15 protein-coding genes and 2 tRNA genes are annotated in these 15,588 nt (G+C 46.3%); 2 read left to right on the top strand and 15 right to left on the bottom strand.

All coding sequences use genetic code 11. The features are described from left to right. Window positions 1-118 precede the first annotated feature (118 nt). Window positions 119-1,033, top strand: a complete 915-nt coding sequence (locus ACN6NF_RS08125; protein ID WP_474316694.1) for an alpha/beta hydrolase family protein — start codon at window positions 119-121, stop codon at window positions 1,031-1,033. A gap of 286 nt (window positions 1,034-1,319) precedes the next feature. Here ACN6NF_RS08125 and ACN6NF_RS08120 read toward each other — a convergent pair. From ACN6NF_RS08120 to nrdR, 3 genes are all read right to left on the bottom strand, one after another. Continuing rightward, window positions 1,320-1,392, bottom strand: a tRNA-Lys gene (locus ACN6NF_RS08120). Window positions 1,393-1,403: 11 nt separating this feature from the next. Further along, window positions 1,404-1,479, bottom strand: a tRNA-Ala gene (locus ACN6NF_RS08115). A gap of 131 nt (window positions 1,480-1,610) precedes the next feature. Further along, window positions 1,611-2,078, bottom strand: coding sequence for a transcriptional regulator NrdR (gene nrdR / locus ACN6NF_RS08110; RefSeq protein WP_013370366.1), 468 nt, complete (start codon window positions 2,076-2,078; stop codon window positions 1,611-1,613). Between the two features lie 105 nt (window positions 2,079-2,183). Here nrdR and ACN6NF_RS08105 point away from each other — a divergent pair, with 105 nt between their 5' ends. Next, entirely contained in the window at window positions 2,184-2,408 is a 225-nt protein-coding gene (locus tag ACN6NF_RS08105) for an alpha/beta-type small acid-soluble spore protein (RefSeq protein ID WP_013309613.1), read from the top strand. 119 nt (window positions 2,409-2,527) lie between these two features. Here ACN6NF_RS08105 and ACN6NF_RS08100 read toward each other — a convergent pair whose 3' ends face one another. The 12 genes from ACN6NF_RS08100 to ACN6NF_RS08045 all read right to left on the bottom strand — a co-directional run bounded on the left by ACN6NF_RS08100 (window position 2,528) and on the right by ACN6NF_RS08045 (window position 15,484). Next, window positions 2,528-3,091, bottom strand: a complete 564-nt coding sequence (locus tag ACN6NF_RS08100; RefSeq protein ID WP_019686848.1) for a lytic transglycosylase domain-containing protein — start codon at window positions 3,089-3,091, stop codon at window positions 2,528-2,530. Then, complete coding sequence (coaE, locus tag ACN6NF_RS08095) at window positions 3,088-3,684, bottom strand: dephospho-CoA kinase (RefSeq protein ID WP_474316692.1); 597 nt, start codon at window positions 3,682-3,684, stop codon at window positions 3,088-3,090. The genes ACN6NF_RS08100 and coaE overlap by 4 nt, the downstream gene beginning before the upstream one ends. Window positions 3,685-3,694: 10 nt before the next feature. After that, window positions 3,695-4,492: an MntP/YtaF family protein gene (locus ACN6NF_RS08090; protein ID WP_474316690.1), complete on the bottom strand. Its 798-nt coding sequence runs from the start codon at window positions 4,490-4,492 to the stop codon at window positions 3,695-3,697. A gap of 111 nt (window positions 4,493-4,603) precedes the next feature. Continuing rightward, window positions 4,604-5,434, bottom strand: a complete 831-nt coding sequence (mutM, locus tag ACN6NF_RS08085) for a DNA-formamidopyrimidine glycosylase (RefSeq protein WP_474316688.1) — start codon at window positions 5,432-5,434, stop codon at window positions 4,604-4,606. A gap of 71 nt (window positions 5,435-5,505) precedes the next feature. Next, window positions 5,506-8,160: a DNA polymerase I gene (gene polA, locus ACN6NF_RS08080; protein WP_474316687.1), complete on the bottom strand. Its 2,655-nt coding sequence runs from the start codon at window positions 8,158-8,160 to the stop codon at window positions 5,506-5,508. Window positions 8,161-8,334: 174 nt separating this feature from the next. Further along, the gene (gene phoU, locus ACN6NF_RS08075; RefSeq protein WP_019686846.1) at window positions 8,335-8,994 is read right to left on the bottom strand and encodes a phosphate signaling complex protein PhoU; all 660 of its coding nucleotides are present in this window, start codon (window positions 8,992-8,994) and stop codon (window positions 8,335-8,337) included. A 38-nt stretch (window positions 8,995-9,032) separates the two neighbouring features. Then, window positions 9,033-9,791 (bottom strand): phosphate ABC transporter ATP-binding protein PstB, encoded by a 759-nt coding sequence (gene pstB, locus ACN6NF_RS08070; protein ID WP_474316686.1) that lies wholly within the window; start codon window positions 9,789-9,791, stop codon window positions 9,033-9,035. Between the two features lie 127 nt (window positions 9,792-9,918). Continuing rightward, window positions 9,919-11,043 carry a methyl-accepting chemotaxis protein gene (locus ACN6NF_RS08065; protein ID WP_474316684.1) on the bottom strand — a complete coding sequence of 375 codons (1,125 nt, stop codon included), beginning with the start codon at window positions 11,041-11,043 and terminating at the stop codon, window positions 9,919-9,921. A gap of 157 nt (window positions 11,044-11,200) precedes the next feature. Then, the gene (locus ACN6NF_RS08060; RefSeq protein ID WP_013370356.1) at window positions 11,201-11,932 is read right to left on the bottom strand and encodes a response regulator transcription factor; all 732 of its coding nucleotides are present in this window, start codon (window positions 11,930-11,932) and stop codon (window positions 11,201-11,203) included. 128 nt (window positions 11,933-12,060) lie between these two features. Then, a complete protein-coding gene (pnpS, locus tag ACN6NF_RS08055; RefSeq protein ID WP_474316681.1) occupies window positions 12,061-13,863 on the bottom strand; it encodes a two-component system histidine kinase PnpS in 1,803 nt (600 codons plus the stop codon). A 120-nt stretch (window positions 13,864-13,983) separates the two neighbouring features. After that, window positions 13,984-14,853 (bottom strand): SDR family oxidoreductase, encoded by an 870-nt coding sequence (locus ACN6NF_RS08050; protein WP_474316680.1) that lies wholly within the window; start codon window positions 14,851-14,853, stop codon window positions 13,984-13,986. Between the two features lie 214 nt (window positions 14,854-15,067). Beyond that, window positions 15,068-15,484, bottom strand: a complete 417-nt coding sequence (locus ACN6NF_RS08045) for a hypothetical protein (RefSeq protein ID WP_474316679.1) — start codon at window positions 15,482-15,484, stop codon at window positions 15,068-15,070. Between the last annotated feature and the right edge of the window lie 104 nt (window positions 15,485-15,588).

The following is a 15,588-nucleotide window of genomic DNA, read 5'->3' as shown; positions in this document are numbered from 1 at the left end:
ACAAAACTGCATTCGAGGAGAGAACAGCATTGAAAAAAACGTATAAGCTTACCCTTGGTATTGCGGCTGGTCTGGCTGTTGCCTTGATATTGTTTGTTTATATCAAAATTCCTACAAGATGACGGAAGAAAAAATACAAATTGCGACTCCCAAAGGAGTATTAACAGGTACACTGGCTTTGCCTAAGAACTACTCGGGAAAGATTGGATTGGTTGTTTTTGTCCATGGAGATGGTCCAATCAATGACACCTATGATGATGGATACAAACCACTGTGGGAAAGGTTTGCTTCTAAGGGTTATGCCTCCTTATCCCTGAATAAGCCCGGTATTAACGGCGCTTCAGGCGATTGGCTGGAGCAGAGCATGAAGGACCGGGCACAGGAGATTAGATATGCAGTTGACTGGGCCAAAACCTTACCAATGATTGATAAGCACAAAATCGGCTTATGGGGAGCCAGTCAAGCAGGCTGGGTCATTCCGAAGATTGTTAAAGAGGAACATGATATTGCATTCAGCATCCTTGTATCACCGGCTGTGAATTGGATTACACAAGGGCAATTTAACACCAGGAAAGAGTTGAAACAAGCAGGAGCTAGCCCGCAGCAAATTAAAAAGAGACTGAACTACGACCAAAAGGTTCTGCAATTATTGAAAAATCATGCTACCTATGAAGAGTACCTAAGCATAGCCGATCCTGACGATATCATTTCCAAAGAAAGATGGAGTTTTATAGGAAAAAATTTTCGTTCTGATTCTACGGAAGAATTAAGCCACTTTAAATCTCCTGTACTCTTGGTTCTGGCTGGAAAAGATACAAACGTAGATGTAAAAGACACCGAGCGAGTATATCGCCAAAAGATATCTCCAGAGTTGCTGTCTATCATTCATTTGCCAGAAGTTGACCATTCCATGATGGATGAACAAATCGCGCGTTCAAAATCTCTAACTTTTTTAACAGCTGTATTCGCTCCAAGAAAATTGGTGAATGGTGAGTACCTGAAAATCCTTGCTGATTTTGTTAGTCAGTATTAAACAGCGATGTTCTTTTTTTGCCATATTTCTTTTGAATATGTTTATAAAACCCCATCTAAAGATTCTATACTTAGGTATCGTGCCTACGGGCTCCAGTATTCCTATTTTATTAAGCTCGTCGTACCAGAGAATAGTGAAAGAATCAACCAAACCCTTTTTCAAAATCCCCGACTTCATTCGCATTCGAAATTCTAAACCCGCTTGAACCCATACCTATCCTCGGTTAAACCGGGAATAGATATATAAACAACAAAAAAACGGCATCTCTGCCGTTTTTTCTAAAGGATGGACTCTCAGGGACTCGAACCCTGGACCAATTGATTAAGAGTCAACTGCTCTACCAACTGAGCTAAGAGTCCATATAATATTATGGTGGAGCCTAGGGGGATCGAACCCCTGACCTCATCGCTGCCAGCGATGCGCTCTCCCAGCTGAGCTAAGGCCCCGTCACATGTAAGTGAATTAACGTTTCAAGCGACTTCTATATCATATAAAATATTCGACCCTGTGTCAATACTTTTATAAAAAAATTATAATTCTCTTCCTACCATCGCCCTAAAAAAGATACAGTCAGCGATTAGTCGCTGTCTGTATCTTTGGATAACAGTGTTTTCAGTTCCTTCATAAACATATTAATGTCTTTGAACTGCCGATAGACGGACGCAAAGCGCACGTAGGCGACTTCATCCACAGGATAGAGCTGTTCCATGACCAGCTCACCAATCTGCTGGCTATCCACCTCTGTGGCTGCTGTGTTGCGAATGGCATTCTCCACCTGAGATACAATCAGATCGAGCTGCTCAACTGATACTGGACGCTTCTCACAGGCACGAATGAGACCGCGCAGCATTTTATCACGGCTAAACTCTTCACGGCTGCCATCTTTTTTGATGACCATCAGCGGGGTCTCTTCCACCATTTCAAAGGTGGTAAAACGCCTGGCACACTGTTCGCATTCGCGGCGGCGGCGGATGGACTTATTATCATTCGCTGGTCGCGAATCCAACACTTTCGTGCCGTTGTAAGCGCAATACGGGCACTTCATAATCTCATCACTTCCTTTTTCCAATAAATTCCCGAAGCTTTTAAGTAATAATTTTGTCGAAACGGATCATAATATGTTTACCACGTCGCGAGGAGGTGAACAACAATGGCACAAGGAAACAATGGCAACTCCAACAACCTGGTAGTCAGCAGATCCTCCGGTGCTCTGGAGCAAATGAAATATGAAATCGCTCAAGAGCTGGGTATCAGCATTCCTCAAGATGGATACCAAGGTAACATGACTTCCTATGAGAACGGTTCGATCGGGGGCTACATCACAAAACGCCTCGTAACGATCGCCGAACAACAATTGGCAGGTCAATACCAATAATCTCGGTAATAATCAAGAAGTAATACGAAAAAGTGTAGGGATAGGCTGCTAAAAACAGCCTGTCCTGCGCTTTTTTTCATTTTAAAGCGAAAAGGCTCATGTTGTCATTAACCTGTCACTTAAAATACATCATAAATTTTTGTATATTGCCTGTAGTAGTAGATGACTCGCTGTACGTAATGCCGTGTCTCACCAAAAGGGATCTGCTTAATGGACTCTTCTTTGCCATCCCACACCCCCTGATCCAGCCACTCCTGAACTTTACCTGGACCAGCATTATAAGCCGCTACGATGACCACAGGATTATCCTGAAACTTCATAGACAGGTTATGCAGATACCAGGTCCCCAGCTCAATATTGGTGCCGGGCTCGTGCTTGACACTGTCCAGCGGGACCTTCTGAATCTGGGCACTCTCCATAATCCAATTGGCGGTGTTCGGCATAATCTGCATAAGCCCCAGTGCACCCTTATGTGACTGCTTGCTGGTTTTAAAATTTGTTTCCACACGGATAATAGACGCCACCAAAAATGGGTCCACTTCATAGGTCTGTGAATACTGCCGAATCTCATCCTTATATTGAATCGGGTAAAACCAGGACATCCAATTCGAGTTGAGGAACAGAATCAGGACAAATCCGACAAACAAAATGAGCAGGACTCTTTTCTTACGTAAAATGTTCATGCAAGTCCCTTTCGCTGCCAAAACTGATCAATTTGCCGCTTCGTCTCGGACTGTGTTCCGCTATTATCAATAACAATATCAGCCAAACTTTTTTTCTGCTCGATATCCATTTGTGCGGACAAGCGAAGCTCGGCTTGCTCTTCTGTCAGACTGTCTCTGAGCATCAGACGTCGGAGCTGAACATCACGTGGTACATATACAACCATAATTTCCTCGTACAGGCTCTCCAGCCCAGACTCATACATTAAGGGGATATCTGCCAAAACAAGCTTGTCCGGCTGCTCCCGTTCATAAGCTTCCATGCGTAGACGCATTTCCTCACGAATAGCAGGATGCGTAATATCGTTAAGTGCCTGTCGCTGTACAGGGTCTCCGAATACAATCTCTCCCAGTCTTTTGCGGTGCAGGGTTCCGTCACTGTTCACTATAGCTTGTCCAAAATGCTGTATGACCGCCGCCAGCACCGGATGCCCCGGAAGCATGACTTCCCGGGCAATGGCATCTGCGTCGATCAGCAGCGCACCCTTGGCGACCAAAAGAGCCGACACGGTGCTTTTTCCGGTAGCGATTCCTCCGGTTAATCCGATATTCATGCTCTTCACCTCATAACAGCTTCAATATACCCATCATAATCAGTAATAATGCCGGCAATACACCGAGCGCCTTCATAAATCGAAATGCTGACAGGAAGAACCCTGCCTTCATACCAGCAATCAAAAATACACCACTGAATAACGTAATAGCCAGCGCAGTAGACAGGGGCTGAAAACCAAGCATGGCTGCACCTAATCCCGCTCCGAACGCATCTACTGATAATGCAATACCTAGCCAAACTGCTTCGGTAGCAGATATACTGCCGGAACGGTCCATATCCGCAGCAGACGGGCTTCGAAGAATTCGAATCACAAGCCCCCATTTGCGGAACTCCAGCGAAAATAACGTTCGTTCCTCCTGCTGTAGCTCCAAAGAAGTTTCTGTCGATAGACCTCTTCCTGAGCAGGTTAGAGACTCTGTATTGGCATTCTCAGCACTTTTTTTCTCTGCAAGAGCTGATATATTCCCTAGTTCAACCTGTTCCGCAAGGTGCAGATCCCCAGGGACTTTCGCTGCTTCCTCCGTCAAATCTTCCTTGCGTTGCAGAGCCTGAATCAAAGAATAGCAGCCAATACAGATCAGAATGACAGCGCCGAAAACCGTCGTATATACAGGAGACAGGACACGGGATAGTAATGCGCCGAGCTGCATGGATATGCCGATCACCAAACCTGAACATATGGAGATGATAGCAATCGACAACAGTGGAATTTTCATTTTGCGCAGACCATATGTAACACCGACTCCGAAACTGTCCAAACTTAGCGCAAATGCCAGTAACAGCAGGGCTCCCCAATGATTAGCCACTCCAATTCCCTCCCATTGCGAAGGCTGGGCCTTACAGCAACCGACTCCCTTCGCAGTATTGGTACTTGGAACAATATATGAGAGGGATGGGCTTGAGGTGACTATGCCTGTTTAGCGCAAAGGCTGGCAGATCGGGCAATGATGTGTGCCACGTCCGGCTACGACGGATTTTTCGATCAATGTACCACAGTTAATACAAGGCTTCGCATTACGTCCATAAATTTGCAACTGATGCTGGAAATCACCCGTTTTGCCCTGTCCGTTAACGAATGATTTGATAGACGAGCCACCAACCTGAATCGACGCGCCCAGCGTGGAGACAATAGCTTCATGCAGTACGCGAAATTGGCTATCCGTTAGGCTTTTGGCTGGCTGTGCCGGATGAATCCCTGCCTTAAATAACGATTCATCTACATAAATATTCCCAATGCCTACCACATATGACTGGTTTAACAGCGCTGCCTTGATCGAAGTCGAACGAGTTCCAACAGCGGCACGCAGCATTTCAGGTGTAAAAGCCTCGTCCATCGGTTCCAAACCGAGTTTGTTCAGCGGCTTTTCCAGCAAATCCTGTCCTGCCGGAAATAAGTGCATCGTGCCAAACTGACGCACATCCTGGTAACGTAGCTCTGTACCATCTTTAAAATGAAAGATGACATGGGTATGCTTTTCCACAGGATCATTTTGTGAATACAATCCATAGCGTCCTTCCATTCGAAGATGGGAGACAAGCACCAGCCCGTCCAGCAAAATCCGCAGAAACTTACCACGTCTTTCCACCCCAGTAATCCGGTGGCCGGCCAATTCCATCGCAAACGCGTGGATATCATCGGGACGTTGGATAATACGCGGCAAATTTACGGTTACATGATCTATATGTTTATCGACGATAAGCTCGTTTAGTGTTCGTTTAATGGTTTCTACTTCCGGTAATTCCGGCATGATGTCTTCACCTCACCCTATATTATAACGGAAGCAACGTCAAATTGGGACTATCTACTCATTGAAATATCTTATTTGGCCTCATACCAGTTGCTGCCATAGCTTACTTCCGCTTTAAGCGGCACAGCCAGCTTTAATGCAGCTTCCATAGTAGCCGGGACAAGCTCTTTCATCGTTTCCATTTCCTCAGGCGGAACCTCGAATACAAGCTCATCATGTACTTGTAGCAGCATACGGCTGCGAAGATTACGTTCACGCAGCGCTGCGTCCATCTGCACCATCGCCAGCTTGATAATATCGGCTGCGGTACCTTGAATCGGCGTATTCATTGCTGTACGCTCGGCGAACGAACGCTGATTGAAATTGCTGGCGTTAATCTCTGGCAAATATCGTCTGCGTTCCAACAACGTTTTTACGTATCCATCCCTCTTCGCATCCTTCACAATATCATCCATGTAACGGCGAACCCCCTGGAACACGTCAAAATACTGGTCGATAAAGCGAGCCGCTTCCTTCCGCGTAATATTCAAATTTTGCGACAGACCATAGTCACTAATCCCGTAAACAATCCCAAAGTTGACCGCCTTTGCAGAACGGCGCATATCGGAGTCTACAGCTTCTGCAGGGACACCGAACACATCGGATGCGGTCTTGGTATGGATGTCCATATCGTGAACAAAAGCCTCTTTCAAACGCTCATCATCCGAAATATCAGCCAGCACCCGCAGCTCGATTTGTGAATAGTCTGCCGCCAAAATCGACCAGCCCGGCTCCGATGGGACAAATACTTTGCGGATTTTGCGTCCTTCTTCGAGACGGATCGGAATGTTTTGCAAATTCGGAAATTGACTGCTCAAACGTCCGGTTGCTGCAACCGTCTGCCGGAAATACGTATGCACTTTGCCTGTCTTCTCCGAAATTTCTTTAAGCAATCCTTCGACATACGTCGATTGAAGTTTGGCAATGGTGCGATATTGCAATATGTTTTGCACAATATCATGATATGGCGCAAGCTTTTCAAGCACCTCTGCATCAGTCGAGTACCCTGTTTTTGTCTTTTTAATAACGGGCAGACCCAGTTTATCAAACAAAATCTCACCCAACTGCTTGGGCGAATTCAGATTGAACTCTACCCCTGCAATGCTGTAGATCTCACCCACCAACGTTGCAATCTGGGCTTCAAATTCTTTCCCCAAAGCGCGCAGTTCCTCTACATTCACCAAAATACCCTGCTTCTCCATATCCGCCAGAATGCGGGATAACGGCATCTCAAGTTCATGGAACAGCTTGTGCATTTCCGTTTTTTCCAGTTCCGCCTGCTGAACGGGCACCAATGCTTCGATCACCGCTGCCTTGCGCGCCACATGATCGGATAGTACATCCACGTCAGGAACTTTATATTTAGCTCCTTTACCAAACACTTCGTCGTCTGGACGAATCGATGACAAGCCATACTTGGCTGCCAGTCCACTCAATGTCTGATTCGCGTCTGTCGGATCTAGCAAGTATCCGGCCAGCTGTACATCAAACTCAGCTCCAGCAAACTCAATTCCATGCCAGTGTAAAGCCAAGTCCGTACGATGCAGATCATGACCGCGTTTTTTGCGTTCAGGGTCGGCAAGCCATTCGCGAATAGGGGTAGCTGCATCACTTTGTAGAACTTCCAGTGTCATAAAAAACTGACGCCCTGTTGCGGCAAATATCAAGCCTACAATCTCAGCATGATGCGGATTATCACCACGCGTCTCAACATGCAGCACATCTACGTTATTCAGCACTTCTACCAATTCGCTGATCCGCTGTTCATCCAGCACAGTCACGTCTGCTACGGCTTCCTCTACGCCGACTCCAGCACTGCCGACCTCGCCCGAAAAGGATAAACGCTCCAGCAGGGACTTGAACTCCAGCTTCGCCAAAGCTGGTCCAGCCGTCTCTGCCTGTAGCCCGCTGAAAACCACATCTTCCAGCTGCTTGTCCAACGTTACATCCCGATAAATGGTCGCCAAATCCTTGCTCATTCGCGCATCGTCAGCATGAGTCTCCACGCGTTCTTTCATTTTACCCTTCAGCTCATCCGTGTGCGCCAGCACCTCTTCAACTGATCCATATTGATGCAGCAGCTTGAGCGCTGTTTTCTCACCCACACCCGGAATGCCAGGAATGTTATCCGACGTATCGCCCATCAGGCCCTTAAGATCTATGATTTGCAGCGGCTTCAAGCCGTAACGTTCCTGAATCTGCTCAGGTCCATACGTTTCCACCTCGGTAACCCCTTTGCGGGTCAAGCCGACCGTGACATGGTCTGAAGCCAATTGAAGCATATCCTTGTCGCCGGTCACAACCAGCACATTAAAACCCGCTTCGTCCGCTGTTTTGGACAGGGTGCCTATAATATCGTCTGCCTCATAGCCATCCAGTTCAAATTGGGCAATGCCGAAGGCGGTCAATAACTCTTTCAGCAGCGGAAATTGCTGGGACAGCTCCGGCGGCGTTTTCTCCCGTCCACCTTTGTAATCCTCATACCCTTTATGGCGAAACGTAATTTTGCCAGCATCAAACGCAACCAAAATATGGGTTGGTTTGTGCTCTTCCAAAAGCCGCAATAACATTGTCGTAAATCCGTACACCGCGTTCGTCTGCTGTCCGCTTGAATTCGTCAACGGCGGCATAGCAAAAAACGCCCGGTATATGATACTGTTACCATCTATAAGCATGAGTTTATCCATTTCGCACCTCGCAAGTTCATCAATGCATTCGTAACGTTCTTACGTATTACGCATTCCTCTTACTATCTTAACATACAAGACTCTTTTTCAGAAAAAAACGGCTGTTTCCTAGCCAAATTTGCCTTTTGCTCAAGACAAATCTGGATTAGAAACAACCGCTATATACTAAAAGTCTTACTGGTTCAAATCTGGTCGCTCTCCTGTCACGAGATATACAGTGCTTTCACCGATATTCGTAGCATGATCACCAATTCGTTCAATGTATCGTCCTACAAGCAGTTGCAGCATCGCTTGTGAAGCCTCTGCTGGCTTTTCTACCATAAAAGCGTATAGATCGCTGATCATGTGGCTGTACAAGGAATCCACCCGATCATCCTCTTTAGCCATTTTGTAGGCCAGATCTGTATTTTCATCCAAATAGGATTTGATCGCATCATCGATCATTTCTTTAACAATGGAAGCCATGTGTGGAATATCCACTAACGGCTTCATCGCCTGCTGCCCTTCCAAGCGAAGTGTGACCTTGGCAATATCAAGTGCCAAATCACCCATTCGTTCTAAATCACTGGAAATTTTAAATGCAACAATGATCCGGCGTAAATCCTTCGCTACCGGCTGCTGGGTAATAATGAGCTTGGAGCCCATATCCAAAATATTTTCTTCCATTGTATTGAGGGATGCATCATTTTTGACTACCTGCTGGGCCATTTCTGTATTTTTGGTCTGCAAACATTCAATAGCCTGATCGAGCGCCTTCGAAACGTGTGCACCCATTTCGCGCAGGACGGCTCTCAGTTCTTCTAATCCTTCATCAAAACCTTTTCTACGTATCATTTCGAAGTCACCCCTTCTCGCATAATCATCAGTTTGGCTTAGCCAAAACGCCCGGAAATATAATCTTCCGTACGTGAATCTTGTGGCGTGGAAAACATCGTCTCTGTATCCGCTGCTTCCACTACAACACCATTCAAAAAGAACGCAGTTCGGCCGGACACACGCGCTGCCTGATGCATGTTATGCGTCACCATGACGATGGTATACATGTCTCTTAATTCTTGAACCAGTTCTTCAATTTTCATCGTCGAGATCGGGTCCAGCGCAGATGTCGCCTCGTCCATAAGTAAAATATCTGGCTGTACAGCAAGCGCCCGGGCAATGCAAAGCCGTTGTTGTTGTCCGCCGGACAAGCTCAGAGCAGAACGCTTCAGGAAATTTTTAACCTCTTCCCAAAGTGCCGCCTGCCGCAGGCTTTGCTCCACCAATTCATCTAACTTGTCCTTTTGCCGAATTCCATGCAGACGCGGGCCGTAGGCCACGTTATCATAAATAGATTTAGGAAACGGGTTAGGCTGTTGAAAAACCATTCCCACCTGTTTACGCAGCATTTCTACTTCCATAGTATCGCCGTATATATCCTGACCTGCGATGCTCACGGTGCCTTCAATACGCGTTCCCGGTATCATATCATTCATCCGATTCAGCGTACGCAGTAGGGTTGATTTGCCGCAGCCGGATGGGCCGATGAAGGCTGTTACCGTCTTTTCAGGAATATCCAGGTTTATATGTTTCAGCGCGTGGAATTTTTCATAATACAAATTCAGCTTATCAATCCGGATTACGGAATCATTCATGGATTTATGATCTCCTTCGTGTTGCAGTTATGGTCCTCAAGCATTGCACCTGATTTGCACAATATGAAGATTATATAAGCTGTGTGTAAATTCAGTGTGGTGGATTTGTTAACGGTATGTAAAATGATCAAGAACTCAGCATGAGCTCAAGCTCCTGTGCAATTCCGGCTGCATTCGAGGCCGCTTCTTCTGCGGAGCGGGACATTTCACTATTTTTAGCCTCAATTTCATCGACTGCCTGCAATAATTTGGCAAACGTTTGGGTTCCAGCAGATATAAATTTAGAGCCTGTATGAATCTGCTGCATACTCGTATCTGTCAGTTCAGCAGTGTCACGTAGCATTTGCTCGATATGAGAGAGTAAGCCGGGAATCTGTGCAGAAAAAGCTTTGGTCTGGAGTGACATATTCCGAACCTCTTGAGACACAATCTGAAAGCCACGCCCGTGTTCGCCAGCATGGGCCGCTTCAATGGACGCATTGATCGCCAGCAGTCCGCTGTGATCTGCCAGCGCACGAATGGATGAGGCCATGCCCGCAATATCATTGAGCGATTGGGTTAAGGCCGTCATCTGCTCATGCTGGCGTTTCATTTGTTCCGTCACTGCATGATAAGAAAGCAGAACATCCTCCAGTTCCACTTTACCACGGCGGGATAATTCACTCATTGAGCGAGTTAGCTGCACACTGTCATCGGCCTCTTTCGCTGCATCCAAAACAGTCATCCGAATACGCTGGACTCCGTCATAGCTATGTCGAATCACATCGCCGCGATTTTCGTCTGCTTCTCTTTGCATTCGCTGAACGACAGACAGGATATCACGAATTGTGAGTACACCGAGTAATCTAGTCCCTTCCTTTATCAATAAACAATCGTAAAAACGCTGATCTTCACGCATCATCGCCAGTTCTACAATTTCTGCTGCTGGGCTTTTCAGATCCACAATTAATGTATTGGGATCGGCAAATAGGGAAGCCGGTTTGTCATAGAACAATGCCGCAGCAAACCTGCCCGTAAAATGACGATTGTACGCATCTCTCATGATAATGCCCAAAGGAAGATCATTTTTATCCACGACAATGACACAGGGGATATCTTCCTGTGTTTTCATGAGTGCTAACAGTTCTTTGCAAGACATATCCGTGCCAATGATCGGAACCTCCCGGCATGGCACATAGGTAGTAATCGGCTTAAACGTTTCACGTTCAATCACGGCAGTGGAACTCGGCTGGGTCTTTGGTTCCGTTATCATCGTTCTGAAGTCCCCTTTTTTTAACTACTTGGAGTGACGGGAACATCATATCGGTCATTTGTTGATTTTAATGGCTAGTTTTGTCAACGAAATGTAAAATCACAAAATGAACATAAAAGTTGCTGCTACGGCCTGGAAAGAGAAAAACGCTCCTCATTTATAACAAATGAGAAGCGCTTCTTTTTTTATTTACAACCAGTTTATACCCCACTCCGCGGATCGAATCAATATGAACCGAGTCGGGATCAAGCTCCAGCTTTTTACGTAAGGAGCTGACGTGTACATCCACCGTCCGTTGACCACCGATGTAGTCAAAGCCCCACACGGCATTCATTAGATCATCCCGAGTCAGAACCACGCCTGGCTTGCGGGACAAATAGAGAAGCACCTCAAATTCCTTGGGTCTTAAGCTGATGGATTGACCTCCAAGAATGACTTCATATTTTTCAGGGTAGATTTCCAGCTCGCCCAGTTGAATTTTGGAGCCATCCTTCTGTTCAGACAACACTCCCTCATCCCCTCCGGATGTTCTTCGCAGCACAGCCGTTACACGGGCCAACAGCTCAGAAACGCCAAAAGGCTTTGTGATGTAGTCATCAGCACCCGACTTCAGTCCTTGGACCACCTCAGCCTCCCCGTTTTTAGCGGTTAGAATAATGATAGGTGTCGTCAGCCCCTGATGGCGAAGTCTGCTCAGAATGTCCAGTCCATTCATCCCCGGCAGCATCAAATCCAGCAGGATCAAATCGTAGGATTCTCTGGAGGCTCTTTCAAACCCAGCACTGCCATGATCCTCCGTGTCCACTTCGAAACCTTCTTGTATCAAATTGTAGGATAGCAATCTGGCAAGCGTTGGTTCATCCTCAATAACCAGCAAACGTTGTCCCATTAATAACTTCATCTCCTGTTTACCTGTTAAAGGCGCATTAGTCAAAATCCTGAAATCTTTTCCATGCTCATGCGACACCCGTTTATTTTATCACGGCATTGTTAACACAATGTAAAAAATGTTATAGTTCATTCTTCCTGTTGCAATAACGGTAATTCAACGGTAAACGTCGTACCCAAACCAAGCTCGCTTTCGACCGAGAGTGTACCATGATGCAGATCGACCAAGTGCTTGACGATGGATAATCCCAACCCCGTTCCACCCGAGTTGCGTGAGCGTCCTTTGTCCACCCGGTAAAAGCGCTCAAAGATACGTGGCAAATCCTTCTTCGGTATTCCAATACCCGTATCACTGACTGTAAATACGACCTTTTCCGTATCATGGTCCCGCTGCAGCGTTATAACCTTGATCTTTACCTTGCCGCCATCAAGGGTATAGTTAATGCCATTAGACAAAAGGTTCAGGAAAATCTGCTGAAGCTTATCTTCATCTGCCTCCATAAACAGTTCATCCGGGATATCCATGTGCAGCGTAATTCTTTTTTTGGCAGCTACATTGTTCAGTTTTTCCAGTAATGATTCTATGAATGATGAGATATGAATCGGAGAGCAATCCAGAGGGGACCGTTTGGACTCGATTTTGGAAAGCTCCAGAATATCGCCGATCAGTCGATTCAGTCGTTCACTTTCGTCATATATAATTTGCAAAAAGGAACGGGCCGTTTCCTCATCCTTAACCCCACCACCAAGCAATGTCTCGGCAAAACCCTTGACTGCGGCAATCGGTGTTTTTAGCTCATGAGAAACGTTTGCCACAAATTCGCTTCGCATATTTTCCAACCGTCGAATAGCTGTAATATCCTGCAAAAGGAACAGCATCCCCCGGTATCCTCCTTCATCCTCATACATAGGGACACCATCCAGCAAAACGAGTCGTTCCTCGGGATTGTACAAGTGCACCTCACCATGCAGTCTTTCTCGGCTTTGTATACTGCCCTCAATTAGCTTTGTGAGCTCGTAGTGCTTTTTCAGTTCATGATACGGCTTGTCTGTCACCCGCTTACCCACGACACCGAGCATTCGCTCAGACTCACGGTTGACAAGCGCAATACACTCACGAGCATCAATCATTAGAATCCCGCCTGTCATATTACTCATAACACTCTGGAGGAGATCCTCATTGTCACGTATCGTTTTCATTTGGTTTTGGAGACTGTCGGCCATGCGATTAATGGCTTCACCCAGTTGTCCTACCTCATCCCGGCGCTGTACACCGACCCTTGCGTCATAATCCAGTCCTGAAATGCGGTTGGCTACTCCTGTAATATGTTCAATGGGCGAGGTGAGGCTACGAGCAATACGATAGCTCATCAGTCCAGCAGCAATAAACAGCAACACAAGACCAATCCCGATGGCCGTCCAGCCGCGCTGCACTCCCTCCTCCACCGCTTTCAGACTCATGGACAAACGGATATATCCGTCAAAGCCCTTGTCCGATACAACAGGCTCAGCGACGTATAGCATGTTTCGTTGCAAAGTTTCACTGTAGCGTATTGTCCGACCGATTCCCTCTGACGTGGCTTGCTGTATTTCTTCTCGGGATGCATGGTTTTCCATCTTGCGCGGATCACTTAACGAATCACCCACCACCGTTCCGTCCTTACGAATGAAGGTCACTCGCGAATCGGTCAGATGGGCAATTTCCTTCGCCTTCTGAGAATAATAGGAGATATAATCCGTGCTGGATAGGGCATCAGCATTAACAAATGGGAAGGTTGCGCGAAGCAGGTCAATCTCGCGACCCATGTTCTCCTCTAGCACCTTCATATTCGAATTTTTGAAAATTTGTCCCATCGTGATTCCAGCAGCAAGGACAGATACGCCAATCAAAACCAGCATGATCAGGGTAAGCCTGAAACGAAACGATTTCATAGAAATTTGCCCATCCTTTTATGTAAGTTAACCTCATTCTACAGGCTACCTTCATTATGTTCCACTGTGAAAAGAAAAAAGGCCGGAGCATAAGACTGCCCCAACCTTTTCCTTATCCTCTTATCCGTTTACAACTTCACCGCCATTGATATGAATAACCTGCCCGCTTACATAAGACGAATCGTCTGAAGCAAGGTACACATAAGCTGGCGCCAATTCTTCCGGCTGACCCGGGCGCTTCATAGGCTGTGCTCCTCCAAATTCGCTGACCGTCTTGGCATCAAAGGTAGAAGGGATTAACGGTGTCCAGATCGGCCCTGGGGCTACAGCGTTCACCCGAATCCCTTGTTCCGCCAAATTGAGCGAAAGAGAACGAGTGAATGATGTGATTGCCCCTTTGGTGGATGAATAATCAATGAGTGTTTTATTCCCAGCGTACGCGGTAATCGACGTTGTGTTGACGATCGCGCTCCCTTTCTTCAAATGCGGCAATGCCGCTTGTGTCAGGAAGAACATACCGAAGATATTCGTACGGAAAGTGCGCTCCAGCTGCTCTTTGGTGATATCCTCCAGCTTTTGCTGTGGATGCTGCTCGGCCGCATTGTTCACGACGATATCAAGCTTGCCCAGTTCGTTCACCGTCTGTTGCACCGCTTTATTGGCAAATTGGTCATCTCCGATATCGCCAGGAATCAACACGCATTTGCGTCCTTCCTGTTCGACTTGACGTTTGGTTTCTTCCGCGTCCTTATGCTCATTCAAGTAGACGATAGCTACATCCGCACCTTCTTTGGCATACGTGACCGCTACAGCCCGCCCAATTCCACTGTCTCCACCAGTAATCAGTGCAACTTTGCCTGTGAGCTTGCCAGCCGCTTTGTAAGTTGGTTTCTCAAATTGAGGTGCAGGTGTCATTTTGGATTCAATCCCCGGTTGTTGATCTTGATGCTGTGGGGGCAAGGTTTGCTGGGGTTGATTGCTTTTAGCCATTATACATTCTCCCTTCAATATCAGATATTTTTTAGGATGCAACATTTGCATCCACTCTACTCCTGATTTACCACACAAACTTATCCGTTAAACGAAAAAAGAAAAATCCAGCTATGTGAGCACACACAAAAAACGGCCTATGCTTATCTGCACAGACCGTTTTTTTCAGTTTTAGCCTTTGTCATTATTCAAATCTAGCCGCTCATCAAATGCATTAAATAATATGGCTGTATACCATTAAAAACGTAATTAAAATCATGAAGACGGCCAACAGCGTACTGAACATTCGCACTTTACCAGCGTATTGCGTAAACGGCTGTTGGTTGCGAACCGCTTCCAGTGACAATCGTAATGGCTTACCCATAGCACCTGCGATACCAGAAATAGCAAGAAACAACAGCAACACGACTACGATCCATGCTACCGAATAAGACTTCCAATCAAAAATCATATAGATGCCGCTAATAAGCACAAGGATTAGTGCAAATTGAGCCAGACGGTTCAATAGCTGCACAGCCGATATCGTCCCCTCCTGCGCGCTTGGAGCCAATTTGTCGATTTTACCCACGACGAAGGGAAGCAATAAATAAAAGCCCATTGCCAGTGATCCAATAATGTGAATAAAAAACATTCTTCACAACCTCCAGTTCTTTGTTTTCTTACAAACTGTTTTTTCCATAGATCGATCATATTCCAACGAATGACTAGCATCTTTGCAATGTTTTGGGACATGCT

This window comes from Paenibacillus sp. TSM33, assembly GCF_056099025.1.
Note: the sequence above shows the minus strand (reverse complement) of the source record. Positions and strands in the feature narration are given on the sequence as shown.